Genomic DNA, 26,192 nt, shown 5'->3' with positions numbered 1-26,192 from the left:
ACAGAACAAAGGACGGCGTGATGCCCGGTACACCTGAAACCACCCCTGCAGCCAGGCAGGTTTCGGATGCACCGAGCCCACGCCGTCTTTTGTCGTCTGAGAAGGTTTACGAGGGCCGGATCTGGGACGTCGTCAGCGACACCTTCCAGCTCCAGGACACCGGTGACGCCCTCACCCGCGACTACATCGACCACCCCGGTGCCGTCGCTGTCCTGCCCATGAACGCACAGGGCGAAATCCTGCTGCTGAAGCAGTACCGGCACCCCGTGGGAATGGACCTGTGGGAAGTCCCGGCAGGCCTGCTGGACGTTGAAGGCGAAGACTTTGTGGTGGGCGCCGCCCGTGAGCTCGCCGAGGAAGCGGACCTCGCCGCTGCTACCTGGAACGTCCTGGCAGACGTATTCAACTCACCCGGATCTTCCAGCGAAGCCATTCGCATCTACCTGGCCCGGGACCTCACCGAAGTACCGCATGCCGATCGGCACGAGCGGACGGACGAGGAAGCCGAGATCGAATTCCATTGGATCAGCCTGGACGAGGCCGTGGCGTCCGTCCTGGCCGGCCGGCTGCACAACCCATCGGCCGTCGTCGGGATCCTCGCAGCAGCGGCCGCCCGGGCCGACGGGTATGCCGGGCTCCGCCCCGCCGACGCACCCTGGCCCGCCCACCCCAGCCAGCGCTGATGGGGCCGGGTCCGTCCGCCGGGATGGCACCGCCGGCGGAAACCACGGTGACCACAACGCCGGAGTCCAAAGCACCAGGACCCGAAGCACCTCAGTTCCAAACAGCACCAGCCGTCGAAGCGGCTCCTGCAGCGGAACCTGGGAAAGCTGCCGCCGAACCCACGAGGATCGACCGTGGGGTCACGGACTACCTGCAGCACATGGGCGTTGAACGTGGCCTGGCTGCCAACACCCTCGCTGCCTACCGCAGGGACCTTGCCCGCTACTCCCGATACCTGGCCGGCGCCGGGTGCCAGCAGCCCACGGACATCACCCGGCAGCACGTGACGGGTTTCGTGCGCGCCCTCTCTGACGGGTCCGACGGCGGTTCGGCGCTCGGAGTGCGGTCCGCCGCCAGGACCGTGGTGGCTGTCCGGGGCCTGCATAAGTTCTGGGCCCTGGAAGGGCATACGGCGTCGGACCCGGCCAGCGAAGTCCACCCGCCCATGGCCGGCAAGCGGCTGCCCAAGGCCATCACCGTGGACGAGGTCACCAGGATCCTGGAGGCGGCAGGAACCGACACGGCCACGGGCCTGCGGGACCGGGCACTGCTGGAATTCCTCTACTCCACGGGTGCAAGGATCAGCGAAGCCGTGGGGCTGGACGTTGACGATATTTCACTGGCAGCCGGAAACAAGGAACAGGGACCGGCCATCGTCCGCCTTTTCGGAAAGGGCTCCAAGGAGCGGCTGGTGCCCCTGGGATCGTACGGCGCCAGGGCATTGGAAGCGTACCTCGTGCGCGGCCGGCCGCTGCTGGCCGCCAAGGGCAAGGGGACGCCGGCGCTGTTCCTCAACGCCCGCGGCGGCAGGATCAGCCGCCAGAGCGCCTGGACCATCCTGAAGGTGGCAGCCGAAAAGGCCAACATCACCCGCGACGTTTCCCCGCACACGCTCAGGCACTCCTTCGCCACCCACCTCCTCGAAGGCGGCGCGGACGTGCGGGTGGTCCAGGAGCTCCTTGGCCACGCCTCGGTGACCACCACCCAGGTGTACACGCTGGTGACGGCCGATACGCTCCGCGAGGTTTACGCAGCCGCGCATCCCAGGGCCCTGGGCTGATGGACCCGCCGCACTGACTGACCCGGTGCGGAGCGGGCCCGAGCCCGGCGGAAACTCTCCGGCGGGAACAGGTTCATTCCATCACGTTGAGCGTGAGCTCCACGGCGCCCAGGAACAGGGCCAGGATGGAGGTGCCCAGGCCGGCTACCAGGAGCAGGCCCGGGTGGGCGAGGCCCACCACCACCCGCCTGGCACGGGGGGATCCCCGCAGGAACTTCTTGGGAAGCCGCATGCCTTCGGGCGCCTGGCGCCAGCCCCGGAGGCGGCGTAGGAACCAGGCGCACCGGATGATCAGGGCCATCCACAGGATGGTGACCACCAGCGGGACAGCAGCTACCAGGAGGTTGAGGCCCAGGGACGTGACGGCGCGCTCCGAGTCCCCGGCCAGCGCCTGCACGGTGGTGGAAATCGATGCGCTGGCCACCACCGAGACGCCCCACACCAGGAACGCGGCCGTCAGTGCCAGGAACCGGACAAAGAAGTGCGAGAGCACGGACTCCTTGGCCGGACGGAGGTAACGGCGCGGGGTTGCGTTCAGTACCGCCACCGTGCAGCCCAGGGTGGGAAGGGCCGCCGTCCCCACGAAGACGTACCAGGTCCAGCCTGCAAGGTCCACGAGTTCGTCGGCAACGATCAGCAGCACCCACGAACCGGTCCACAGCCATCCGGCGTGCAGCGGATTCCGGACCAGCCAATCGGGCAACCGGGCACCGCCGCCGTGCAGGGCGGGGGCCTTGCGGGCGGGGGCGGGATGTTCCTCTCCGGCCATGCTCATGGGCCTCACTGTAGCAACGCCCCGGCCGCCATGCGGCGGCAGTCCACGTGCCGCGGGCTGGCCGCCAGGAGGGCCCCGCTAGGCTGGGAAAATGACCGCAGCCGATGTGACCCTCTGCTTCCTGCTCCGCGACGGTGCCGACGGCCCGCAAGTGCTCCTGGGCCTGAAACAGACCGGCTTCGGCAGGGGCAAGATCGTGGGCATCGGCGGGCACGTCGAGGCGGGGGAGACCAGCGTCCAGGCCGTTATCCGGGAAGTCCGGGAGGAAACGGGGGTGGTGCTGCAGCAGCGGGACCTCGCGGATGCGGGAGCCGTGCACTTCGTGTTTCCCGCCAGGCCGGAGTGGGACATGAAGACCACCCTTTTCACGGCACGCACCTGGACCGGTGACCCGCAGCCCAGCGACGAGATCCTGCCCGAGTGGTTCCGGGTGGATACCCTGCCGGTGGACCGGATGTGGCAGGACGCTGACCACTGGCTTCCCGTGGTGCTGGAAGGCGGTACGGTCAATGTCGTGGTCACCATGGACGCCGACAACGAATCCGTCGCGTCCTCCCGCAGTGTCCTTCCCTAATCTGCAGGCCCTACCAAACCTTCCGAAGGCTTAACGGCCGACGGCGGTGCGGCACCCGGGTGCCGCACCGCCGTCGTACGTCCTGCCGAAGGGCTAGGGCAGGTGCCGCTCCTCGGCGCCGTTGTACTCACTCAGCGGACGGATCAGCGAGTTGGAGTCCAGCTGCTCCATGATGTGTGCTGTCCAGCCGGTGATGCGGCTGGCCACGAAGAGTGGCGTGAAGGTGGCGGTATCGAAGCCCATCAGGTGGTAGGTGGGCCCGGCCGGATAGTCGAGGTTCGGCTTGATGGACTTGGCCTCATCCATTGCCGTTTCCAGGCCGTTGTACAGTCCCAGCAGTTCGGGGCGCCCGTAGTGGGCAATCATCTTGTCCAGGGCGGCTTTCATGGTGGGCACCCGGGAGTCGCCGTGTTTGTAGACGCGGTGGCCAAAGCCCATGACTTTCTTCTTTTTCGCCAGGGCATCCTCCATCCAGGCCTTCGCCCGGGCTGCCGCCTCTTCGAGGGATTCCTCCTGTCGAATGCCGATCTCGTCGAAGGTGTTCATCACGGCCTCGTTGGCCCCACCGTGCAGCGGTCCCTTCAGGGCTCCAATGGCTCCTGTGACCGCGGAGTGCAGATCGGACAGCGTAGAGGTGATGACGCGTGCAGTGAAGGTTGAGGCGTTGAAGGAGTGCTCGGCGTAGAGAATCATCGAGACGTTGAAGGCCTCCACTACCTCGGGCACCTGTTCCTCGCCGAAGGTCATCCACAGGAAATTCGCCGAATAGCCCAGGTCCTCACGCGGTTCCACGAGGTCCAGGCCGTGGCGGCGGCGCTGGTCGTACGCCACTACAGCCGGCATGGCGGCGAACAGGTCCACGGCTTTGGCCATGTTGGCCTCGCGCGACGAGTCCTCGGCCAGCCGGTGGCGGGCGCCCATCACGGAGGTCGCTGTCCTGCAGACATCCATCGGGTGGGACGTGGCCGGCAAAGCGTCGATGACCTGCTTGACTACCGGGTCAAGCGCGCGCCCGGCGCGCTCCCTTGCCGTGAACTCCGCCAGCTGTCCTTCGTCAGGCAGTTCACCGTTCCACAGCAGGTAGGCGACTTCCTCGAAGCTGCACCTGGCGGCCAGTTCCTGGACGGGGTAGCCGCGGTACAGCAGGGAGTTCGTGTCCGGGTTGACCTTGGAGACCGCGGTGTAGTCCACCACGACGCCGGCAAGGCCCTTTTTGATATCAGCAGCTGCCATGTTGAACTCCTTCGTTCTTGCGGGGATCCCGGGTCCTACCGGACGCCGGGAATCTGGAAGTTGAAAACGCCGGTATCGAAGCGGCTATACGCCTCGTAGTCCACGAGGTCATAGAGACGAGCACGGGTGAGCATGTTCTCCACCTGTGCTTCCTGTGATCCTGTTGCCTTGATCGTTTCCAGCGTACGCTCTGCAGCTCCCATGGCAATGCGCAGCAGGGTGACCGGGTAGATCACCATGTTCACGCCCACCGACTGCAGCTGTTCCACCGTAAACAGGTCGCTCTTGCCGAACTCGGTCATGTTGGCGAGGATCGGCACATCCACCGCGTCCCGGATGGCCTGGAACTCGGACAGGTCCTTCATGGCCTCCGGGAAGATGGCGTCGGCACCGGCCTCCACCAGTGCGCGGGCGCGGTCCTGGGCAGCTTCGAGCCCTTCCACCGCACGGATGTCGGTACGGGCCATGATGAGGAAGTTGGGGTCGCGCCGGGCGTCGGCGGCGGCCCGGATGCGTTTCGCGGCGGTGTCCAGGTCCACCACGTTCTTGCCGTCCAGGTGGCCGCACCTTTTGGGGTTGAACTGGTCTTCGATGTGGCAGCCGGCCAGGCCGGCGTTTTCGAGTTCCTGGATGCTGCGGGCGACGTTCATGGGTTCGCCGAAGCCGGTGTCAGCGTCCACGATGGCGGGCAGGTCGGTCATGCGGGCAATCTGCCCCGCGCGGGTGGCCACTTCGGTGAGGGTGGTCAGCCCGATGTCGGGCAGGCCAAGGTCGTTGGCGAGGACGGCGCCGGAGATGTAGACGCCCGCGAAGCCCTTCTCCTCAATCAGCCGTGCCGACAGGGGGTTGAACGCTCCCGGGAACTGCTGGATGGTGCCGGAGGCGAGCATCCCACGCAGTGCGGCCCGCTTCTGTTCCGGGGTGGTCTTCGAATACAGCATCAGAACAGTCCCTTCGGTGCCGCGCCGAGGTCGATGACGCCGGGGGCGGCAGTGATGTTCAGCTGGTCCAGTTCGCCCGGGGCGAGTTCCGGGAGGCGTTCGACGGCGGCGAGGAACCTTTCGATCTCGGCCTGCTCCACGAGCCCGGCCGCGAGGGTGCGGAACTTGTTGACGTACTGCTCGCGGGCGAACGGCCGTGCACCCAGCGGGTGGGCGTCGGCCACGGCAATCTGGTCGGTGATGACGGTGCCGTCCGTGAGCGTGATCTCCACGGACCCGCCGAAGGCTTTCTCGCTGATGTCCAGGGAGTGGTAGCGGCGGGTCCACTCCGGGTCTTCCTCAGTGGTGACCTTCTGCCACAGTTCCACGGTGTCCGGCCGGGCAGCGCGTTCCGGGGCGTAGGAGTCCACATGGTGCCAGGAACCGTCCTGGAGCGCCACGGTGAAGATGTAGGGGATGGAGTGGTCAAGGGTTTCCCGGCTGGCGGTGGGGCTGTACTTCTGGGGGTCGTTGGCGCCGGAGCCGATCACGTAGTGCGTGTGGTGGCTGGTCCTGATCAGGACCGACGCCACGTTGGCGGGATCGGTGACCTCGGGGTGTTCGCGGTGCAGCTTGCGGGCCAGGTCGATCCAGGCCTGCGCCTGGTACTCAGCCGAGTGCTCCTTGGTGTAGGTATCCAGGATGGCGCGCTTGGCCTCACCCGGAGTGGGGAGGGGAACTTCGTAGGAGGCGTCCGGCCCGTCCAGCATCCACGCGATCACGCCGTCTTCGCCTTCGTAGATCGGCACCGGGGAGGTCTGTCCGCGCATGGCACGGTCTGCCGCCTCGACTGCCATTTTCCCGGCGAATGCGGGTGCATGGGCTTTCCACGTGGAAATCTCGCCCTTGCGGGATTGGCGGGTGGCGGTGGTGGTGTGCAGTGCCTGGCCTACTGACTGGAAGATGGTTTCGACGTCGAGGCCCAGCAGGGTGCCGATTCCGGCCGCTGCCGAGGGGCCGAGGTGGGCCACATGGTCGATCTTGTGCTTGTGCAGGCAGATTGCCTTCACCAGGTTCACCTGGATCTCGTAGCCGGTGGCGATGCCGCGGATCAGGTCGGCTCCGCTGGAACCCGTGTGCTGCGCGACGGCCAGGATGGGCGGTATGTTGTCACCGGGGTGGGAGTAGTCCGCGGCCAGGAACGTGTCGTGGTAGTCGAGTTCGCGGACGGCCACGCCATTGGCCCAGGCAGCCCACTCGGGGGAGACGCGCTCGCCGATGCCAAACACCTTGGCACCCTTGCCGCCGGTGCTTGGCGCATGGGTGAGGGCTTGCGCGCGGGCGGCGACGATCGGCGCCCGGTTCAGCGATGCGATGGCCACGGAAGCGTTATCGATGATGCGGTTGATGACCATTTCGGTCACTTCCGGCACCACCTCCACGGGATCGGCGGCCACAGCGGCGATCTTGTGGGCCAGTTGCTCTTCCCGGGCCAGGTTCTCTTCGCTCTTGTAGACGCGGACGTGGTGTTGCTTAACCATGGTTCTCCCTGTGATGAGGTGTGTGCGTATTTTTGACGTGCGTCAGGCTGCGGTGGAGATGGAGTGTGGTGGCTGCTTCAGCCAGGCGGGGGTTGTGGGAAGCAATAGCTTCCGCGATGGCAGCATGTTCAGCTGCCGCAGCGGTGAGCCGCTCCGTGTCGTCGGCAGCAAGCCGGCGGACCCGGACCAGATGCACCCTAAGAGCCCGCATAGCCTGGATGAGGTAGGCATTGGCCACCGCATCATCGATGGCGGCGTCGAGGCGCCCTGCCAGGCCGTAATACGCGTGCCGCCCCGGGTCGCTGCCGTCAATGAGTCCCGGCGCCTCAAGGAGTTCCTTCTGCAGTTGGAGGAAGACGGCAGCATCTCCACGCTCTGCTGCCAACGCGGCAGCCTTGCATTCCAGCGTTTCGCGGAGTTCGAACAGTTCGTCGATGTCGTCGAGCGAAACGTCGGTGACGACGACGCCGCGGCCGCCTGCCGTCGTCGTCAGCCCTTCCGCGGTAAGCCGGCCCAGCGCTTCCCGCAGCGGTGTGCGCGAGACGCCGAGGCGTTCGGACTGCTCGACTTCGCCCAGGACCGTGCCGGGAAGCAGCCGCCATTCCGTGATGTCGTCCCGGAGGGCGGCGTAGGCCCTGTCGCTGGCGCGCATCGGTAACTCCTTCGGTGACTGAACTCCTTCAGTGTATACAGAACTGCCAAATTTTCCAGCAATCTTCGAGATTAGGGGTGCAACGAGGCAATTTCTGTATACATAACCCTTGTCTGAAGACTGTCCCTTGGCTAGCATTGCCGCTACACAATGTCGTGGACGGGATGCACTTTCATGGTTGACAGCTATCGGGAAACATACGAAAAGAGCCTTGCCGACCCAGCCACATTCTGGCTAGGTGCCGCGGCAAGGGTGGGCTGGTCCACACCGCCCCGGATTGCACTGGACGCAAGCCGGGCACCGCTGTACGGCTGGTTCCCGGACGGCATCCTGAACACCTCGTACAACGCCCTGGACCGCCATGTGGAGGCCGGCCGGGGGAGCCAGGACGCCTTGATCTACGATTCGGCAATGCTCGGCACCCAACGCCGCTTCACCTATGCGGAGCTGACCGGGCTCGTGGCGGACTTTGCGGGCGTCCTGCGGGACCAGGGCGTCGGCAAGGGCGACCGGGTGGTGATCTACATGCCAATGATTCCGGAGGCCGTCATTGCCATGCTTGCCTCCGCCCGGCTCGGCGCCGTCCACTCTGTGGTCTTTGGCGGATTCGCGCCCAAGGAACTCGCGGCCCGGATCCGTGACGCCCAACCGGTGCTGGTGGTAACGGCTTCCGGCGGACTGGAACCGACGCGCAGGATCGAGTACCTGCCCGCCGTGGCTGAGGCGCTCGCCCTGGCCGGCGTGCCCGGCCTTCCCGTGATCACCAAAGCCAGGGAGGGCTTCGCCGCGTCAGCCGCTGACTACGGATGGCTGGACTGGGACGCTGAGGCAGCCGGTGCCTCGCCGGCTGCGCCCGTTGACGTGGCAGCCACCGATCCCCTCTACATCCTGTACACCTCGGGTACTACCGGGACGCCCAAGGGCGTGGTGCGCGATAACGGCGGGCACGCCGTCGCGCTGGACTGGACGCTCCGGAACATCTACGGCGCCGGCCCGGGCGACATCATGTGGACCGCGTCCGACGTTGGCTGGGTGGTGGGGCACTCCTACATTGTCTACGGACCGCTGCTGGCAGGGGCCACCAGCGTGCTGTACGAGGGAAAGCCTGTGGGAACCCCTGATGCCGGAGCCTTCTGGCGGGTGATCCGCGACCATCGGGTCAACGTCCTCTTCACCGCCCCTACGGCGTTGCGCGCCATCAGGAAGGCAGACCCGGAGGCAGCACTGCTGCGGGACTACGACATATCCAGCCTGCGGACCCTGTTCACTGCGGGGGAGCGGCTGGACACTGATACCTTTCATTGGGCTTCCCGGTCCCTGGGGGTTCCGGTGGTGGACCACTGGTGGCAAACGGAGACAGGGTGGGCCATCTGCGCCAACCCCCGCCGGCTGGAGGAACTGCCCATCAAAGCAGGTTCTCCCAGCGTCCCCATGCCCGGCTTCCGGCTGGCCATCGTTGATGGACTGGGCGAAGAAGTGGAGTCGGACGTTGAAGGGAACATCGTGCTGGGGCTGCCGCTGCCGCCCGGGACGCTTACCACCCTTTGGGGAAACGACGAACGCTTTGTCTCGTCGTACCTGCAGGCCTTCGAGGGGTGTTACGCCACTGGAGACTCCGGCTTCCGTGACGGTGACGGGTACGTCTTCGTCATGGGGCGGACGGATGACATCATCAACGTTGCCGGCCACCGCCTCTCCACCGGAGCGATGGAGCAAGTGATCGGCCAGCACCCGGCTGTGGCTGAATGCGCCGTCATCGGCCTTGCTGATCCGCTCAAGGGCCAGCGCCCCAGCGGGTATGTGGTCCTCAAATCCGGCGTCGACGTGCAGGACGACGTCTTGGCCGCCGAACTGGTGGCCATGGTCCGGCGCGACATCGGTGCTGTTGCGGACTTCAAGCACGTCACGGTGGTGGACGCGCTGCCCAAGACGCGGTCAGGGAAGATCCTCCGCAAGACGATGCGGCAGATTGCCGACGGCGTGGAATATACCGTGCCGTCCACCATCGAGGACGTTGGGGTGATCGAGCACCTCATCGGAACACTGCGGCCGGAAACCCCTGGCCCAGGACCACTGCAGTCCTGACCTGGACCTTCTTAGCGTCCGCTCCAGCGGTACTCGTTCTCCGGACGCCCAGGCGTCCCGTACCTGGCCGTCCGCTGTACCGTTCCGGCATCCGCCAGGTACTCAAGATAGCGGCGCGCCGTGACGCGGGACATCCCCAGTGCATCCATGACCTCGGTGGCGGAGACGGCGTTCTGCTGCGCCTTGAGGAAGTCCTTGACGGAGTCCAGCGTGGAGGTGGACAGCCCCTTGGGGAGGGGAAGTTCGGACGGCGCCCGCAGGCTCGCGAAGGCCTGGTCCACTTCGCTCTGGGAGGCTCCGGACTTTCCCGCCACGCCCGTGCCGTCCGCCAGTTGCTGCCGGAACTGGCGGTAACTCTCAAGTTTGTCCGAGAACGTGGCGAAGGTGAACGGCTTGATGAGGTACTGCACCACGCCAATGGCTACGGCGCTGCGCACGACGGCGAGCTCCCGGACGGCGGTGATGGCGATGATGTCAGCGAGCAGGCCGGCGGCCCGCATGCGCCGTGCAATGTCCAGCCCGTGCAGGTCCGGGAGGTTCATGTCCAGCAGGACGAGTTCCACGGGATTGCCGGAGGCAGCGAAATCGCCCAGCAGCCGCAGCGCCGATTGACCGTCGGGCGCGGTGCCTGCCAGCTCAAAACCCGGCAGCCGTCCAACGTAGGCCGCGTGGGCGGCCGAGGCGATGGCTTCGTCCTCAACGACGAGGACGCGAATATTAGTCACGCTTTATGCTCCCTTTCCGGCATGGTCTGTCCCGGCAGCAGTTCCGGTGTCCCCGTTCCGGGAGCCGGGCGAATTCTCCGGCGCCGCCGCCTCCGGCGCCGCCACCGCCGGCAGGAACACCTCGAATTTGGCACCCCGGCGCCCGTTGATGACCAGTGAGCCGCCCAGGCGCTGCACAGCCTGGCGGACCAAAGCCAAGCCTATGCCGCGGCCGCCGGGGCCGGCGGGCTTGGTGCTGAAGCCGTGACGGAACATGTTCTCTGCAGACTCCGGGTCGATGCCGGCTCCTGAGTCGTGGACAGCGATGTCCAGCCCCTCCTCGTCCGACTCTACCGTCAGCTCCACCCGGCGCGGCGGGGGAGCGTCGGCGGCGGCGTCGATGGCGTTGTCCAACAGGTTGCCGAGGACCGTGACCAGGTCCTGAACTGCGATTCCCGCTGACGTGCCCGAACCGAGCGCGGTGACTTCAAGGTGCACTCCGCGTTCGTGCGCTTCAGCCGCCTTCCCCATCACCAACGCCCCAAGGACGGGTTCGTCCACCGAGCTGACCATGTCATCGGTCAGTTGCTGGCTCAACTCCAGGTCCTTCGTGGCGAAATCCAGTGCTTCCTGGGTCCGTCCCAGCTCCAGCAGCGACACCATCGTGTGCAGCCTGTTGGCATGCTCATGGGTTTGTGCCCGCAGGGCGTCGGACAGGGTGCGCATGGTTTCCAGCTCATTGCCCAGCGCCTCGATCTCCGTCCGGTCGCGGAGGGTGGCCACCGTACCGTAAACGGGTGTCCTGCCCCGGGGTCCAAAGGGCTCCGGCCCCTTGGCCGGGCCCTGGTTCACCACCAGGACGCGTGATCCGGTCAGGACAATCTCGTCCTTGGCCGGGCGCCCGGACTCGAAAAGACCCCGGAGTCCCTCGTCGAGTGGAAGGTCTGACAGCTTCGGCGGCCGGGTGGGGTCGCTACTGCCGGTCTGGTCAAGGCCGAGCAGCTCTGCGGCCTGGTCGTTGTACATCACCACCCGCCCCCGGGTGTCGATCAGGATCAGGCCCTCGCGGACAGAATGCAGTACGGATTCGTAGTAGGCGAACAGTTGGGAGAGCTGCTCTGGACCCCAGCCGCGGGTGACCCGCCGGAGGTACCTGCCCAGAAGCCACGAGGCCAGCGAGCCACCCACCAGCAACGCGAGGCCGATGGCGGCCAGGGCCGGAAGGCGCGCCGCGAAGGCGACGTCGACGGTGCCCACCGTCACCCCGGCGGCCACAAGGGCGTGGACCCTGCCGGCGTCGTCCTTCACCGGAACGATGGTGCGCACGGAGGGGCCCAAGGTGCCGGAAGTGACCTCGGTGAACGTCTCGCCCCGCAGCGCCGCATCGATGGACCCGATGTACGGCTTGCCCAGTTCCTCGTTCCTCGGGTGGGTCCAGCGGGTCCGGTCCGGGGCCATGATGGTGATGAAATCGACGTGGGCCTCCTCCATGACGTCGAGGGCATAGGGCTGCAGGACCGACGACGGGTCCCGGGTCCCGGCGGCTTGCAGCACCAGCGGGTTGGACGCAATCGAAGTGGCGATGCCGGTCATCCGCAGGCCGGCTTCGCTGTACGTCCGGTCCCGGGCGTCGACGTAGGCCGCCGTTCCCACCACGGCAATGAAGGACACCACAATCAACAGGTTCGCCACGAAGAGCCGGCGGGCGATACTCCAGCGGTGGATCATCAGTACTTCCCTCCGTCTCCGGGCGCCTGGCTGGGCCACCCGGCACCTGCGCCGCGACCAATATGAACGCAACGGTGAGCTGGATCACTGTGTGGCCAATGATGGATATCACACCGCAGGACGTGTGAGCCCAGTGACTGTGCCGCAGCGTCTATCAGATTATCCAAAGGAGACACATCATGGCTTCTCAACGGGGAGAGTCCCTGGACACCGCGGCGCCGCGGCGCAAAGGCCTCGACAAGTCGCATTACCTCTACATCGCCGTTATTGCCGCCGTCATCCTGGGCGCCTTGGTGGGCCTGCTCTTCCCGGAAGTCGGCAAATCCCTCAAGCCCCTCGGTGACGGGTTCATCAAGCTGATCAAGATGATGATCGCCCCGGTGATCTTCTGCACCATCGTCCTGGGCATCGGCTCCATCGCCAAAGCCGCAACGGTGGGCAAGGTGGGCGGCCTGGCGCTGGGCTACTTCATCGTGATGTCCACCTTCGCCCTGGCCATCGGCCTCGTGGTGGGCAACCTGATTCACCCCGGCGAGGGACTCAAGCTCACGCCGTACGATCCCAATAAGAAGGCCGCCACTGACAGCACCGTGGACTTCCTGCTCGGCATCATTCCGGGCGACATCCCCGTGCTGCCCACCCTGCTCGCAGCCATCCTGGTCGGCTTCGCACTGCAGAAGATGGGCCCCTCGGGAGCTCCCATCCTCAAGGCCATCGGACACGGACAGGCACTCGTCTTCCGGATCCTGATCATGATCATGTGGCTGGCTCCCGTCGGCGCCTTTGGTGCCATCGCAGCAGTGGTCGGCGCCACCGGCTTCCAGGCCATCGTCAGCATGTTCACGCTGATGATCGCGTTCTACATCACCTGCGCACTGTTCATCGTCGTCATCCTCGGCGGTATCCTCCAGGTGGTCTCCGGCGTCAACATCTTCAAGCTGATGAAGTACCTGGGCCGCGAATACCTGCTGATCTTCTCAACGTCCTCGTCCGAAGCAGCGCTTCCCCGCCTGATTGCCAAGATGGAGCACCTCGGTGTGTCCAAGCCGGTTGTCGGAGTTACCGTTCCCACCGGCTACTCCTTCAACCTCGACGGCACGGCCATCTACCTGACTATGGCCTCCCTGTTCGTGGCCAACGCCATGGGAACCCCGCTGGACCTGGGCGCCCAGATCTCCCTGCTGATCTTCATGATCATCGCGTCCAAGGGTGCAGCCGGCGTCACCGGCGCCGGCCTGGCAACGCTCGCAGCAGGCCTGCAGGCCCACAAGCCCGAACTCCTGGGCGGCGTTGGCATGATCGTCGGCATCGACCGCTTCATGTCCGAAGCCCGCGCACTGACCAACTTCACCGGCAACGCTGTTGCCACGGTCCTGATTGGTACCTGGGTCAAGGAAATCGATGGCGGACAGGTCACCCGGGTCCTCTCCGGCGAGCTGCCCTTCGACGAGCAGACCATGATCGCCGGGCACGGCGAGCTTGCGCCGAAGGAAGAAGGCGCCAAGGCTGCCGCCAGCGCCTAACCCCCGCCTTGCAGTCAAACGGCCCCCGGAGCACGCTCCGGGGGCCGTTTCGCGTATCAGAATCCTCAACCTTCGACCTCAACTAGAGGGTCAAGGCTCAACATTCGAAGAAAGTCAAGTTACCCGGAATGCCGTGTCGGCGGCTGTAGCCTTGGAGGGAAGGAACGGCGCTGGGCATCCAGCGGCAAGCAAGTCACCGTCATCGAAAGTGTGGACAGATACGTGAGCAGCGAACAGGGTGCGGCAACTCTGGAAGGCACGGAATTCGACCTCGACAACGCGGTGATGGGCCCCACGGGTCGCCCATTGCGTGAGTTCCCCGAACCCGCACCGCTGCCCTCCCACGGGCCCGCGCGCGTGATCGCCATGGTCAACCAAAAAGGCGGAGTCGGTAAGACCACGTCCACGATCAACCTGGCGGCGGCCCTCGCCGAATACGGGCGGCGGGTCCTGCTGGTGGACTTCGACCCCCAGGGTGCGCTGTCGGCTGGCCTGGGCGTCAACCCCCACGAACTGGACCTCACGGTCTACAACGTCCTGATGGACCGCAAGGTGGACATCCGCGACGCCATCCACCACACCGGCGTGGAGAACGTCGATCTGCTGCCTGCCAACATCGACCTCTCCGCCGCCGAAGTGCAGCTGGTCAACGAGGTAGCCCGCGAACAGGTCCTGGACCGTGCGCTGAAGAAGGTCGAAGACGATTACGACGTCGTCCTCATCGACTGCCAGCCGTCCCTTGGCCTGCTGACCGTCAACGCCCTCACCGCCGCCCACGGCGTCATCATCCCGCTGATCTGCGAATTCTTCGCCCTGCGTGCGGTGGCGCTTCTGGTCGAAACCATCGACAAAGTCCAGGACCGGCTCAACCCGCGCCTTCAGGTTGATGGCGTGCTTGCCACCATGTATGACGCACGAACCCTGCACAGCCGGGAAGTCATCACCCGCCTGGTGGAAGCTTTTGGGGACAAGGTTTTCGAAACGGTCATCAAGCGGTCCATCAAGTTCGCCGACGCCACGGTGGCCGCTGAACCGATCACCAGCTACGCCGGCACCCACGTGGGAGCGGACGCCTACCGCCGCCTTGCCAAGGAGCTCATTTCGCGCGGCGGAGCACCCTAGCCGCGCCGTGGCCGAATCCAAGCCCGGCTTCGAGGTGCGGCTGGCCAACTTCACCGGCCCGTTCGACCTCCTTCTCGGACTGATTGCCAAGCACCAGCTGGACATCACCGAAGTTGCCATTGCAACAGTCACCGATGAGTTCATCAAGTACATCCGCAAGCTGCAGGAACTTGGCGAGGACTGGGCGCTGGATGAGGCCAGTGAGTTCCTGGTCATCGCAGCCACACTGCTGGACCTGAAGGCGGCCCGGCTGTTGCCCGCCGGCGAGGTGGAGAGCGATGAAGACATCGCCCTGCTGGAGGCCAGGGACCTTTTGTTTGCCCGCCTGCTGCAGTACAAGGCGTTCAAGCAGGTGGCGGGACTTTTGGGCGGTACCCTCCACCAGGAGGGCCGCCGCTTTCCCCGCCAGGTGGCCCTCGAGGAGCATTTCGCCGCGATGCTTCCGGAACTCGTGTGGAAGCACACCCCGGAGCAGTTCGCCGCCCTCGCCGCCGCGGCCCTCCGTCCCAAGGCGCCGAAGCCAACCGAGGTTGGGCTGGGGCACCTGCATGGCGGCACTGTCAGCGTCAGGGAACAGGCGGAGATCCTGGGCATCCGCCTGCAGCAGGAATCACCACTGACATTCAGGGCATTGACCGCAGACGCCGACTCGACGCTGGTGGTGGTGGCACGGTTCCTGGCCCTCCTGGAGCTGTACCGGGACAGGGCCGTGGCCTTCGACCAGCTGTCACCGCTCGCGGACCTGGCCATCCACTGGACGGCAGGGGAGCGCGAATGGTTGGCGGAAAACCTGAGCGAAGAATATGAGGAACAACCGTGAACACCGCTGACAGCCCCGAGGGCCATGACGATGCCGGATCAGGCCTCCGCGACCTGCCCGGTGGCGCCAAGGCCGCGCTTGAAGCCGTGCTTATGGTGGTTGACCAGCCGGCCACCGAAGATGAACTGGCGGCCGGATTGGAACTGACGCTGGGTGAGGTCCGGGAGTTACTGGCGGATCTTCAGGCCGATTACAACGGGTATACTGTTAACGCCCCGGATGAGGAGCGGGCCAGTCCAGCTGGCTTTGGCTCCAGCCCCCGGGGTTTTGAATTGCGGAACATCGCCGGTGGCTGGCGGATCTACTCCCGTCCGGACTTCGCCGACATCGTCGGGAAGTACGTGCTCGAGGGGCAGACTGCCAGGCTCACGCAGGCGGCATTGGAAACCCTGGCGGTCATCGCTTACCGCCAGCCCGTTTCCCGGGCTCGGGTGTCTGCAATTCGCGGGGTCAATGTTGACTCTGTCGTACGGACACTTGCCCAGCGCGGGCTGATCGAGGACGCGGGAACGGATCCCGAGTCCGGGGCCATCCTTTACCGGACCACCTCCTACTTCCTTGAACGGATGGGAATCAGTTCCGTGGCCGGGCTTCCGCAGCTTTCCCCGCACCTCCCGGGGCTGGAAGGCATCGCGGAGTTCTACGACGCCGACAGAATGTAGGTCCGGAAAATCCGGCATGCATATGAATATCCACCAGGGCAGATAAATTCTGCCCGGCTGGCTAGGGTTGTCCGTGGACAGCTTTGCCGGCCAAAACAGCAGAGGACGGGTCATGACACAGGCGGGACGCCAGGGTTCACCACGTAACAGCTCGGGACGCGGCGGCGCGGACCGGAACAAGCCGCAGGGCAACACTCCCCGCAGGGGGACAGCCGGCGGAGGATTCAGCGGAGGTTCCAGCGGCGGCGGCCAGCGGGGCCAGGGCTTCGGCAGTGACCGGCCGCACCGCGCACCCAAACCGCGCGAAGAACGGTTCGTCGACCCGGACTTGGCCGGTTCCCAGCCAGGCGGCGCATCGGAGCGGACCAACAAGCCGTCGTCGCGCAAGCCTGCCGCCCGCAAGCCGGGCGCCAAGAAGGCGCCGGGAACCCCGGGTGCCCTGAAACCCAAGCCCCGCACGGGTGCTCCCGGCGCAGCGGCCTCCCGCGCCTTCGGCAGCGAACGCTTCGGGCAGAACCTCGGGCCGGTCCGGAAGCCGGGCCGCAAGAAGCGCCCCCGCACCGACGTTCCCCAGTCGGAGCTGCACGACGCCGACGGCGTGCGCCTGCAAAAGGTGATGGCCTCCGCTGGAGTCGCGTCCCGGCGCGTCTGCGAAGAGATGATCGCCGAGGGCCGGGTTGAGGTGGACGGCCAGGTAGTGACCGAGCTGGGTGTCCGCATTGATCCCACCACTGCGGTCATCCATGTGGACGGGCTGCGCATCCAGCTGGACGAAAACCTCGTCTACATGGTGTTCAACAAGCCCAAGGGTGTCGTGTCCACCATGGAAGATCCCGATGGCCGGCCGTGCATCAGCGACTTCCTCAAAAACAACAAGAACACCGGCGAGCGGTTGTTCCATGTGGGCCGCCTTGACGTCGCCACCGAGGGGCTGCTGCTCCTGACGAACGACGGCGAGCTGGCCAACCGCCTCACCCACCCTTCCTACGAAGTCCCCAAGACCTACCTGGTCCAGGTGCGCGGCCCGTTCCCGCAGGGAATCGGCGCGCAGCTGAAGGCCGGTGTGGAACTCGAAGACGGGCCGGCAGCCGTTGACTCCTTCCGCCTGGTGGACTCCACTCCCGGGCACGTGCTGATCGAAGTGGTGCTGCACTCGGGCAAGAACCGCATCGTCCGCCGCATGTTCGATGCCGTTGGCTTCCCAGTGCAGCGGCTGGTCCGCGTCAAGGTGGGGCCCATCGGTTTGGGCGACCAGCGCCAGGGCAGCATCCGCAACCTCGGCAAGCAGGAAGTCGGCCACCTGCTGGCGTCCGTAGGACTCTGAGGCATGTCCGCGTTCAAGAGCCACGGCCGCGGGCACCTGGACGGGCCAGTCGTCGTGATCGGCACCGGATTGCTGGGGACGAGTATCGGCCTGGGCTTGCGGGGCCGCGGCGTGCCCGTCTTCCTGTCCGACCCTTCGCCCACCAACCAGGCGGTGGCTGTTGACATCGGCGCTGGCCGGCCCCTCGCGGAGCTGGCCGGTGCCGCACCGCAGCTGGTAGTGGTGGCCGCGCCGCCGGACGTCACGGCCGACGTGGTCACCACCGCGCTGTCCGATTACCCGGACGCCGTGGTGGTGGACATCGCCAGCGTCAAGGCAGGCATCCTGTCGAGCCTTCGGAGCAGCGGCACGGACCTGGCCCGCTATGTGGGAACGCATCCAATGGCCGGACGCGAAAAGTCCGGACCGGTTGCGGCCCGCGGTGAGCTGTTCACGTCCATGCCGTGGGTGGTGTGCCCCTCGGAGGAAACGTCCGCAGCTGCCCTGCAGATTGCCCGTTCGCTGGCGACGGACCTGGGCGCCGTCGTCTCGCAGTTCACCCCTGACGAGCACGATGAAGCCGTAGCGCTCGTTTCGCACCTGCCCCAGGTGATGTCCTCCCTGCTGGCGAGCCGGCTGCAGGGGACACCGCTGCATGCGTTGTCCCTCGCAGGGAACGGGCTGCGGGACGTCACCAGGATCGCCGCCAGCGACCCCACCCTGTGGGTGCAGATTTTGGGCGGTAACGCCGGCAAGGTAGTGGATATCCTCTACGGTGTCCGGGAAGACCTGAATCGCCTGATCGGAACGCTGGAAAACCCCGCCGCGCCGGGGGCGAGACTGGACCTTGCCCAGCTGATGAGCGAGGGCAATGCCGGCCAGGCCCGGATCCCCGGCAAGCACGGCGGCCCGCCGCAGGCGTATTCCTGGCTTACCGTGCTGGTGGACGACCGGCCCGGCCAGATTGCGCGGCTGCTCACCGAGATCGGCGAGATCGGCGTGAACCTGGAAGACCTGCGGCTTGACCATTCATCCGGACAGAACGTCGGTATGGTGGAAATATCCGTGCTGCCCAATAAGCATGACCACCTGATCGAAGCCCTCAACGACCGCGGATGGCGGGTACTTCAGTAATGACACAAGAACTCCTCGAGTCCGTGCGCGCCCTGCGCATTGGCCGGCCGCTCGTTGTTGCCATCGACGGCCCTTCCGGTTCCGGCAAATCCAGCGTCAGCAAGGAAGTGGCCCGGAGGCTGCGGATTGCCTACCTGGATACCGGGGCGATGTACCGTGCCCTCACCTGGCACTGCGTCACCACCGGCATAGACCTGGAGGACGCCGCAGCCGTGGAACAGGCCTCGCGGGACCTGGTGCTGGAAGTCAGCACCAGCCCCAACGAGGAATACGTCAGGGTGGACGGCAAGGACGTCACTGACGCCATCCGCGAGCCCGCCATTTCTTCAGCCGTCAGCGCCGTGGCCACCACCTTGGGTGCGCGGACCGAACTGATCCGCCGCCAGCGCGACCTGATCGAAAAGCACCACCGCCGCATGGTGGTGGAGGGCCGGGACATCACCACCGTCGTCGCCCCCGGTGCTGAGGTGCGCATGCTGCTGACCGCCAGCGAGGAAGCACGGCTGCGCCGGCGCGGACTCCAGCTCGGCGGTACGCAGAACGCCGAGGAACTGGCAGCCCAGGTCACACACCGCGACGCCAAGGACTCAGCGGTGGTGAACTTCACCCAGGCTGCGTCCGGCGTGGTGACGCTGGACTCTTCGGACCTGGACTTTGAGCAGACAGTGGATGCCGCACTGGTGATTGTCACCAAGGTCCTTAACCGTGACTGAGGGCACCACCGGGGCACCCGCGGGCTGGACTATGGCCTGGAGCCGGCCTGTCGGCTGGATTCTTGACCATCTCGTCTACCGCACCACCGTGACCGGCAGGGACAACGTCCCCACCGGCGGGCCGGTGATCTTTGCCGGCAACCACATCAGCTACCTGGACGGTCCGGTCATGTTCGGGGCAGCGCCGCGGCCCATGCACATCCTGGTGAAGCAGGAGATGTTCAAGGGATTCCTCGGCCGGGTCCTTTCCGCCTCCGGGCAGTTGCCGGTGGACCGCCGCGGCGACCGCGCCGCGCTGCAACGGTGCAAGGACGTGCTCGACGCCGGGCGTTGCGTAGGGATCCTGCCCGAAGGTACCCGGGGGAGCGGGGACGCCGCAGGGATCAGCGGCGGCGTTGCCTGGCTTGCCCTCAATTCCGGGGCGCCAGTGGTGCCGGTCGCCATTCTTGGCACGCGTGTTGGCGGGGAACACCTCGACTCCGTGCCCCGGCCGGGCCGCCGGTTCCATGTGGCCTTCGGCCCCGCCCTGACCCTGACCCGCAGGGCAGGGGAAACAGGCCGTGCTTCAATGGACAGGGCGGCGCAGGAAATCCGCGCAGCGCTGGCCGGGCACGTCCGCGACGCCATTCAGCTCAGTGGGCAGCCGTTGCCGTTCGCTGATGCTCCCCAAGACTTAACAGCAGTAGCCGGGACGCCGGCAGATGACCACTAAGGACAGTGCAATGAGCGACACCACGCAGACATCCGGGCATTCCGGCTCGGCCGAGTACGAGTACACGCCTTCCGGCACCGACCAGGTGGCCGAGCGGCTTGCGGCGATCGGCGACGACGAAGCCGAGCTCCGCGCTGCCTCCCTCCGGGCAGGCCTGGAGGATTACGAGCTGGATGAGGAAGATGCCGCCCTGCTGAGCGGCGAGTACGGCGACGAGGACCTGGACGGTCCCGTCAAACTGGATCCCGTGCTGGCCATCATCGGCCGGCCAAATGTGGGCAAGTCCACGCTGGTGAACCGCATCCTCGGCCGCCGGGAAGCGGTGGTGGAGGATACCCCCGGTGTCACCCGAGACCGCGTCATGTACTCGGCAAGCTGGAACGGCCGCAACTTCACCCTGGTGGACACCGGCGGGTGGGAGCACGACGCCCGTGGCATCCACGCCCGCGTTGCCGAGCAGGCCGAGATGGCCGTGGAACTCGCCGACGCCGTCCTCTTCGTGGTCGATTCCGCCGTCGGCGCCACCGCCACGGATGAAGGCGTCATGAAGATGCTCCGCCGCAGCAAGAAGCCGGTCATCATGGTGGCCAACAAGGTGGACGACTTCGCCCAGGAAGCCGACAGCGCCGCACTGTGGGGCCTTGGTTTCGGCGAGCCGTACCCGGTCTCCGCCCTGCACGGCCGCGGCGTGGCTGACCTCCTTGACCACGTCATGGATGTCCTGCCCGAGTTTTCCACTGTTGAAGGCGTGGAGCGTTCCGGCGGTCCCCGCCGCATCGCGCTGATTGGCCGCCCCAACGTTGGCAAGTCCTCGCTGTTGAACAAGCTTGCGGGAACCGAACGCGTGGTGGTGGACAACACCGCCGGCACTACGCGGGACCCCGTGGACGAGTTCATTGAACTTGGCGACCGCACCTGGCGCTTTGTGGACACTGCAGGTATCCGCCGCCGCCAGCACATGGCGCAGGGCGCTGACTACTACGCCTCGCTGCGGACGCAGGCTGCCCTTGAGAAGGCGGAGGTCGCCGTCGTGCTCCTCGCAGTAGATGAGGTCCTCAGCGAGCAGGACGTCCGTATCCTTCAGCTCGCCATCGAGTCGGGCCGCGCCCTGGTGCTGGCCTTCAACAAGTGGGACCTGCTCGACGACGAACGCCGCCGCTACCTGGAACGCGAAATCGAACAGGACCTGGCCCACGTTGAATGGGCCCCGCGCGTGAATATCTCGGCCAAGACCGGCTGGCACAAGGACCGGCTGGTCCCGGCCCTGGACCTTGCCCTGGAGAACTGGGACAGGCGTATCCCCACCGGCCGCCTGAACGCCTTCCTCGGTGAACTGGTGGCTGCGCACCCGCACCCCGTCAGGGGCGGCAAGCAGCCGCGCATCCTCTTTGGTACCCAGGCGTCCAGCCGGCCGCCGAAGTTCGTGCTCTTCACCACCGGGTTCCTCGATCCCGGGTACCGCCGGTTCATCACGCGCCGGCTCCGGGAGACCTTCGGCTTTGAGGGCACGCCCATCGAAGTCAGCATGCGCGTCCGCGAAAAGCGCGGCAAGAAGCGCTAGGGCCGGTGTTGACTCCGACACGTCCGGGCCTGATTCCCGGAAAGTGTCATTCGCACCCCTTTCGATCGTGTAAGCTCTTCTAGGTGGTTCGGCCGGACTGCTGATGGAAATCTTCGGAGGAATCCGGGATAACCTGCAGCGGAGAACGGCGGAACCAGCGGGCTGTAGCGCAGCTTGGTAGCGCACTTGACTGGGGGTCAAGGGGTCGCAGGTTCAAATCCTGTCAGCCCGACCACGAAGGGCCGCTTTCCGGAATATTCCGGAAAGCGGCCCTTTTGCTGTCAGCCGCCAGGCGGCGTAGGAGGCGTGGTCACCTCACGAGGATCACGATCACGAAAATGTGTCCGTACCGGTCCTCGAACCAAGCGCGGTGGTATTTGCCGTGGCAGTCTCCGCGATGGTCGTGCTCCACATAGACAACCCGGCCGTAGCCCCTGTCACGGTCATCCCGGTGGCGGTCGCTCCGGTCACGGTTGTCATTGCGGTCATCGTATTTGGTTGCGCCATAGCCCCTGTCGTGACTGTTGTTGTCGGCAAATGCAGCGCCGGCCGTCACAGACGATCCGAGGGTGAGTCCCGTAGCGAGGACAGCGGAGCCCAGCAGGCGGGTAACTTTGTTCATTGCAGTTTCCTTCGGCTATCGAAAAATCGATACCCCGCAGGAGCAGGCAGAATAGGCTGGCACGGGCCGTCACTTAGTGGCCGTCCACGTCGTTGTCGACTCGCCTGTCTGCGGTCGTCACTCAAGTCCGGCGGGTGCAAGAGTAGTAGGCACCGAGCTTGAGGGTGCTGGCGGCTACCAAGGAAGTGGACCTTTGGTTCCCCCGGGTCCACGGCTGGCAGGCGCCTTAGTGATGACTGAACACTTGAAATTGGCCCAGATAGGCATTTTTGTTGGGGAAAGTGAGCGCCCGGGTCTGGACCCCCATGTATCCATTTTCCGTCCGCCTGCTATGTGCACTATGACCGACGTAACGTCAACGATACTAAGGTGTTTTGCGCGTGGGAAGAGACGTGCTTCCATTACCTGCCATTCCCTGCAAATAGGGGGAAATGGGGAATTTGGGGCGCCACCCCTCAAACCGGTGCGGCCACCTTCCGCATAACCGCAGCCAGAAAACCACTGCCCGTCACGGGTGGCGGCCCCGCCGTCCGTTGGACGGAACGTCCCTGCTTCCCTTTTGGGCCGGCTATTTCAGGAACTTGGATGTGCGGCGGTCAGCAAGGATCTTGCCCTTGGTCTGGCAGGTGGGGCAGTACTGGAGCGCCGTGTCGGCGAACGACACCTCCCGCACGGTGTCCCCGCAAACCGGGCAAGGCAACCCCGTGCGGGCGTGGACGCGCATATGGCTGCGCTTGACGTCCTTCAAATCCTTCGGGGGCTTGCCCTGGGCTTCAGCCAGTGCTTCGCCCAGAATGCGGTGGATGGCCTCGTACAGTACCTGGACTGTTTCGCGGTCCAGCGATTTGGCGGTGGCAAACGGGGAAATGCGGGCCGCATGCAGGATTTCATCGCTGTAGGCGTTGCCGATGCCGGCGATGACGCTCTGGCTGCGCAGGAGGCCCTTGATCTGCTGGGAACTGGCCCCCAGGATCTCGGCCAGCATGCCGGCGTCGAACGCTTCCGTGAACGGATCCGGACCCAGCGCGGCGATGCCGGGCACGTCCTGCGGATCCCGCACCAAGTACACCGCGAGGCTTTTCTTGGTGCCGGCCTCCGTGAGGTCGAATCCGCGCGGGCCGTCCGGTCCGGAGAAAGCACAGCGGACGGCAATCAGCCCTTTGCCCATTTTCAGCTGGCTCTCTGCGGGGGAGTCCGTGAAGCGGAGCCAGCCGGCGCGGGCCAGGTGGAACACCAGGGACATGCCATCGGTGTCGATGCTGATGAACTTGCCAAAGCGGCGGACTCCGGCCACGGTGCGGCCCTCAATCGCGTTGAAGGGAGGATCCGCCGTCTTGAGCACCGCGAAGGAGACCACCTGCAGTTTGGTCAGGACGGCGCCACGCAGCTGTCCGTCCAGGAAGGTGGCCAGGCCGGCCACCTCGGGAAGCTCCGGCATGGTTACCTGCCCTCTCCGTACAGTCCGGCACAACGAAGCGCGCTCATGCGTCCCATCTTCGCAGACACCCCCGTGAACGCCCCGGCAGATATGCCTATACTTTCAGCGGCGGCTCGTTTCCGCGCCTCCTGACCTTGGTGTCCAGCCCTACGAAAGGCCCCCAATGAGCAACATTCCCGAAGACCTGTCCTACACCGCCGAGCACGAGTGGGTCACTGCCCCCAACGCTGACGGCGTGGTCCGCGTGGGCATCACCGATTTTGCCCAGGACGCCCTTGGGGATGTTGTGTACGCGCAGATGCCCGAAGTGGGGACAAAGGTTACGGCCAACGAAGTGGTGGGCGAAGTCGAATCCACCAAGAGCGTCAGCGACATCTACGCGCCGGTTTCGGGCGAAATTGTGGCCCGCAACGAGTCGCTGGACTCCGATTCCGCCCTCATCAACACGGATCCGTACGGCGACGGCTGGCTGATCGAGGTCAAACTCGCCGAAGCAGACGCTGTTGACTCGTTGCTCAGTGCATCCGAGTACGAACAACAGGTAGGCTAAAGCTAACCGGTAAATCCGGTCCGGCCCGCCTCGAAGGCTCGGACGTCTTCGCACGTCAACGGCCGGATGCGGAGCCGGAACCGGACCTGCCGGGACGGTCCGGCGGGCAAACGTTGGCTGCAGCCCTGACGGGCGGCAGCGGGAAGAGGAGGAATCCATGGCTGGCCACACACAGAACCCTGCCGATGGGGAATACGGCACGGGTGCGGCTAAGGCGTCGGAGACCACCTCGATCCATCTCACCCCCATCCGGGATGAGCCCACCATCGCACCCAAACTCTCCCTTGAGGAGCGCAACTCCGTCGAGGCATTGCCGGCGGGTTCGGCGCTGCTCGTAGCGCACAGCGGGCCGAACGCCGGGGCCCGCTTCCTGCTCGATTCGGACGTCACGACGGCGGGCCGCCACCCTGACGCTGACATCTTCCTGGACGACGTCACAGTGTCCCGCCGCCACGTCGAGTTCCGGCGCACGGCACGCAGCTTTGAAGTGGTGGACCGGAACAGCCTGAACGGCACGTACGTCAACCACGACCGCGTGGACGCTGTGGAGCTCAAATCGGGCAGCGAAGTCCAGATTGGCAAGTTCCGCCTTACCTTCTACCTGAGCCCTGCCACAGCTGCAGGCCGCGGCTGATCCGGGGACCGCTGCCTGTGGCAATGGCACAACCCGAACGCCGGGGACCCCAGGTCCTGAACATTGGCGAGGTACTCGCCCAGCTCAGTGCCGACTTCCCGGGCATGACAGCGTCGAAGATCCGGTTCCTTGAGGAAAAGGGACTCATTAATCCCCGGCGCACTCCGGCCGGTTACCGGCAGTACTCCGACGGCGACGTCGAACGCCTCCGGTTCGTCCTTGCCCTGCAGCGGGACCAGTACCTCCCCCTGAAGGTCATCAAGGACTACCTTGATGCGATCGACAGGGGAGAGCGGCCCGAGAACCTGCCACCCGGCGTCGTGGTTTCACCGCGGATAGTTTCCGACGAACTCGCTGCCGAACTCCAGAACCATGGCCGCAAGCTCACCGAAGAGCAGCTGCGGACCGAATCCGGTGCCAGCGTCCCGCTTCTGAAGTCCCTCCTCGACTTCGGCCTCATCAGCCACACCAACGGCCGGTTCGACGAACACGCCCTCCAGGTTGCGCGCGCCTGCGTGCAGCTTGAGGGCCATGGCCTTGAGCCACGCCACCTCCGTCCGTTCCAGGCGGCGGCAGAACGTGAGTTCGGCCTTGTGGAACGTGCGGTGGCACCATTGGCGTCCCGCAAGGACTCCGCATCCCAGGCGCGTGCAGCTGAGGCAGCCCGTGAAATCAGCGACCTTTGCCTCACCCTGCACCGTGCCTTGGTGCAGGACCACATCTCACGCATGGACATCTGATGATTGAAGTCGAGATTGTTGGCGTTCGGATCGAACTGCCATCCAACCAGCCCCTGGTGCTGCTCCGCGAGATGCATGGGGAGCGCCATGTCCCCATTTGGATCGGAACGCCGGAGGCCAGCGCCATCGCCCTGGCCCAGCAGGGCGTGGTTCCGCCGCGGCCCATGACGCACGACCTCCTGGTTGACGTCGTGGAGACGTTGGGCCACTCGGTGGTCAGCGTGAACATTGTTGCCGTGGAGGACAACATTTTCTACGGGCAGCTGCAGTTCGAGAACGGCACCACGGTCAGTTCGCGGGCTTCCGACGCCCTCGCAATTGCACTGCGCGCGAAGTGCCGCATCTGGTGCGCGGACTCGGTGATGGACGAAGCCGGAGTCCGCATCACCGAGCACGACGAAGGCGAGGACACGGAGCCGAACCCCACGGTGGACGAGGAGCGCGAGCTGCGCAGGTTCCGCGAATTCCTCGATGACGTGGAGCCGGAAGATTTCGACGGCTAGGTCACGTTAAGGTTAAAGTTGAGGCTGAAAGTTTCGACACGCCCCTTGAAAGCGCCAACATCTTTGACCTTGCGACCTGCCGGGCCTAACGTCGAAGTATCAAGTTCCCATTGCTTACGGCAGCCGCGCAAGTCACACTGGAAAGTGCGCCCCGCGAGAA

26 protein-coding genes and 1 tRNA gene are annotated in these 26,192 nt (G+C 65.6%); 18 read left to right on the top strand and 9 right to left on the bottom strand.

The window, feature by feature from the left end; translation table 11 throughout:
* The first annotated feature begins 20 nt into the window (after window positions 1-20).
* Together OVA06_RS10780 and xerD are read left to right on the top strand one after the other, a co-directional pair.
* Window positions 21-683: an NUDIX domain-containing protein gene (locus OVA06_RS10780; protein ID WP_056077677.1), complete on the top strand. Its 663-nt coding sequence runs from the start codon at window positions 21-23 to the stop codon at window positions 681-683.
* Complete coding sequence (xerD, locus tag OVA06_RS10775; RefSeq protein WP_268158195.1) at window positions 683-1,783, top strand: site-specific tyrosine recombinase XerD; 1,101 nt, start codon at window positions 683-685, stop codon at window positions 1,781-1,783. Before OVA06_RS10780 ends, xerD begins: the two co-directional genes overlap by 1 nt.
* 73 nt (window positions 1,784-1,856) lie before the next feature.
* Here xerD and OVA06_RS10770 read toward each other — a convergent pair whose 3' ends face one another.
* Window positions 1,857-2,558, bottom strand: coding sequence for a hypothetical protein (locus OVA06_RS10770; protein ID WP_268158193.1), 702 nt, complete (start codon window positions 2,556-2,558; stop codon window positions 1,857-1,859).
* A 91-nt stretch (window positions 2,559-2,649) separates the two neighbouring features.
* Between OVA06_RS10770 and OVA06_RS10765 the strand changes: the two genes are divergently transcribed.
* Window positions 2,650-3,132 (top strand): 8-oxo-dGTP diphosphatase, encoded by a 483-nt coding sequence (locus tag OVA06_RS10765; protein ID WP_056077670.1) that lies wholly within the window; start codon window positions 2,650-2,652, stop codon window positions 3,130-3,132.
* A gap of 93 nt (window positions 3,133-3,225) precedes the next feature.
* On the opposite strand, the gene OVA06_RS10760 is transcribed toward OVA06_RS10765, so the two are convergent.
* From OVA06_RS10760 to OVA06_RS10745, 4 genes are read right to left on the bottom strand one after another with little or no spacing between them, the layout of a single operon-like run.
* A complete protein-coding gene (locus OVA06_RS10760) occupies window positions 3,226-4,365 on the bottom strand; it encodes a bifunctional 2-methylcitrate synthase/citrate synthase (RefSeq protein ID WP_268158191.1) in 1,140 nt (379 codons plus the stop codon).
* A gap of 35 nt (window positions 4,366-4,400) precedes the next feature.
* Complete coding sequence (prpB, locus tag OVA06_RS10755) at window positions 4,401-5,306, bottom strand: methylisocitrate lyase (RefSeq protein WP_268158189.1); 906 nt, start codon at window positions 5,304-5,306, stop codon at window positions 4,401-4,403.
* Window positions 5,306-6,826: an MmgE/PrpD family protein gene (locus OVA06_RS10750; RefSeq protein WP_268158187.1), complete on the bottom strand. Its 1,521-nt coding sequence runs from the start codon at window positions 6,824-6,826 to the stop codon at window positions 5,306-5,308. Before OVA06_RS10750 ends, prpB begins: the two co-directional genes overlap by 1 nt.
* On the bottom strand, window positions 6,819-7,478 hold the full coding sequence (locus tag OVA06_RS10745) for a GntR family transcriptional regulator (protein ID WP_268158185.1): 660 nt from the start codon (window positions 7,476-7,478) through the stop codon (window positions 6,819-6,821). The genes OVA06_RS10750 and OVA06_RS10745 overlap by 8 nt, the downstream gene beginning before the upstream one ends.
* Before the next feature lie 174 nt (window positions 7,479-7,652).
* Between OVA06_RS10745 and OVA06_RS10740 the strand changes: the two genes are divergently transcribed.
* A complete protein-coding gene (locus OVA06_RS10740; protein WP_268158183.1) occupies window positions 7,653-9,563 on the top strand; it encodes an AMP-binding protein in 1,911 nt (636 codons plus the stop codon).
* 11 nt (window positions 9,564-9,574) lie between these two features.
* On the opposite strand, the gene OVA06_RS10735 is transcribed toward OVA06_RS10740, so the two are convergent.
* A complete protein-coding gene (locus tag OVA06_RS10735; protein WP_056077651.1) occupies window positions 9,575-10,288 on the bottom strand; it encodes a response regulator in 714 nt (237 codons plus the stop codon).
* A gap of 3 nt (window positions 10,289-10,291) precedes the next feature.
* The gene (locus OVA06_RS10730; RefSeq protein WP_268158180.1) at window positions 10,292-11,995 is read right to left on the bottom strand and encodes a sensor histidine kinase; all 1,704 of its coding nucleotides are present in this window, start codon (window positions 11,993-11,995) and stop codon (window positions 10,292-10,294) included.
* Window positions 11,996-12,174: 179 nt separating this feature from the next.
* Between OVA06_RS10730 and OVA06_RS10725 the strand changes: the two genes are divergently transcribed.
* The 10 genes from OVA06_RS10725 (at window position 12,175) to OVA06_RS10680 (ending at window position 21,780) form a co-directional block, all read left to right on the top strand.
* On the top strand, window positions 12,175-13,518 hold the full coding sequence (locus OVA06_RS10725; RefSeq protein WP_268158178.1) for a cation:dicarboxylate symporter family transporter: 1,344 nt from the start codon (window positions 12,175-12,177) through the stop codon (window positions 13,516-13,518).
* A 222-nt stretch (window positions 13,519-13,740) separates the two neighbouring features.
* Window positions 13,741-14,640 carry a ParA family protein gene (locus tag OVA06_RS10720; RefSeq protein ID WP_056077645.1) on the top strand — a complete coding sequence of 300 codons (900 nt, stop codon included), beginning with the start codon at window positions 13,741-13,743 and terminating at the stop codon, window positions 14,638-14,640.
* Between the two features lie 7 nt (window positions 14,641-14,647).
* The gene (locus OVA06_RS10715) at window positions 14,648-15,460 is read left to right on the top strand and encodes a segregation and condensation protein A (RefSeq protein WP_268158176.1); all 813 of its coding nucleotides are present in this window, start codon (window positions 14,648-14,650) and stop codon (window positions 15,458-15,460) included.
* A complete protein-coding gene (gene scpB / locus OVA06_RS10710; protein ID WP_268158174.1) occupies window positions 15,457-16,122 on the top strand; it encodes an SMC-Scp complex subunit ScpB in 666 nt (221 codons plus the stop codon). Before OVA06_RS10715 ends, scpB begins: the two co-directional genes overlap by 4 nt.
* 112 nt (window positions 16,123-16,234) lie before the next feature.
* Window positions 16,235-17,446 (top strand): pseudouridine synthase, encoded by a 1,212-nt coding sequence (locus OVA06_RS10705; protein WP_268158172.1) that lies wholly within the window; start codon window positions 16,235-16,237, stop codon window positions 17,444-17,446.
* Between the two features lie 3 nt (window positions 17,447-17,449).
* Entirely contained in the window at window positions 17,450-18,559 is a 1,110-nt protein-coding gene (locus tag OVA06_RS10700) for a prephenate dehydrogenase (protein WP_056077632.1), read from the top strand.
* Window positions 18,559-19,272, top strand: a complete 714-nt coding sequence (gene cmk, locus OVA06_RS10695) for a (d)CMP kinase (RefSeq protein ID WP_056077629.1) — start codon at window positions 18,559-18,561, stop codon at window positions 19,270-19,272. The genes OVA06_RS10700 and cmk overlap by 1 nt, the downstream gene beginning before the upstream one ends.
* Window positions 19,273-19,303: 31 nt before the next feature.
* Window positions 19,304-19,984 (top strand): lysophospholipid acyltransferase family protein, encoded by a 681-nt coding sequence (locus OVA06_RS10690; protein WP_268160750.1) that lies wholly within the window; start codon window positions 19,304-19,306, stop codon window positions 19,982-19,984.
* A gap of 10 nt (window positions 19,985-19,994) precedes the next feature.
* Window positions 19,995-21,545, top strand: a complete 1,551-nt coding sequence (gene der, locus OVA06_RS10685; protein WP_015936747.1) for a ribosome biogenesis GTPase Der — start codon at window positions 19,995-19,997, stop codon at window positions 21,543-21,545.
* A 158-nt stretch (window positions 21,546-21,703) separates the two neighbouring features.
* A tRNA-Pro gene (locus OVA06_RS10680) sits at window positions 21,704-21,780 on the top strand.
* 75 nt (window positions 21,781-21,855) lie between these two features.
* On the opposite strand, the gene OVA06_RS10675 is transcribed toward OVA06_RS10680, so the two are convergent.
* Together OVA06_RS10675 and OVA06_RS10670 are read right to left on the bottom strand one after the other, a co-directional pair.
* A complete protein-coding gene (locus OVA06_RS10675; protein ID WP_056077622.1) occupies window positions 21,856-22,167 on the bottom strand; it encodes a hypothetical protein in 312 nt (103 codons plus the stop codon).
* Window positions 22,168-22,735: 568 nt separating this feature from the next.
* On the bottom strand, window positions 22,736-23,605 hold the full coding sequence (locus OVA06_RS10670; protein ID WP_268158168.1) for an Fpg/Nei family DNA glycosylase: 870 nt from the start codon (window positions 23,603-23,605) through the stop codon (window positions 22,736-22,738).
* A 163-nt stretch (window positions 23,606-23,768) separates the two neighbouring features.
* Between OVA06_RS10670 and gcvH the strand changes: the two genes are divergently transcribed.
* The 4 genes from gcvH (at window position 23,769) to OVA06_RS10650 (ending at window position 26,032) form a co-directional block, all read left to right on the top strand.
* Window positions 23,769-24,155, top strand: coding sequence for a glycine cleavage system protein GcvH (gene gcvH, locus OVA06_RS10665; protein WP_015936750.1), 387 nt, complete (start codon window positions 23,769-23,771; stop codon window positions 24,153-24,155).
* Window positions 24,156-24,312: 157 nt separating this feature from the next.
* Window positions 24,313-24,789: an FHA domain-containing protein gene (locus OVA06_RS10660; RefSeq protein WP_015936751.1), complete on the top strand. Its 477-nt coding sequence runs from the start codon at window positions 24,313-24,315 to the stop codon at window positions 24,787-24,789.
* Window positions 24,790-24,812: 23 nt separating this feature from the next.
* Entirely contained in the window at window positions 24,813-25,529 is a 717-nt protein-coding gene (gene ftsR, locus OVA06_RS10655; protein WP_015936752.1) for a transcriptional regulator FtsR, read from the top strand.
* The gene (locus OVA06_RS10650; protein ID WP_261620821.1) at window positions 25,529-26,032 is read left to right on the top strand and encodes a bifunctional nuclease family protein; all 504 of its coding nucleotides are present in this window, start codon (window positions 25,529-25,531) and stop codon (window positions 26,030-26,032) included. The genes ftsR and OVA06_RS10650 overlap by 1 nt, the downstream gene beginning before the upstream one ends.
* Window positions 26,033-26,192 lie beyond the last annotated feature (160 nt).

Origin of the sequence: Pseudarthrobacter sp. SL88, assembly GCF_026672455.1 — a bacterium.
GTDB lineage: Bacteria > Actinomycetota > Actinomycetes > Actinomycetales > Micrococcaceae > Arthrobacter.
This window is presented reverse-complemented; position numbering and strand designations above follow the sequence as displayed.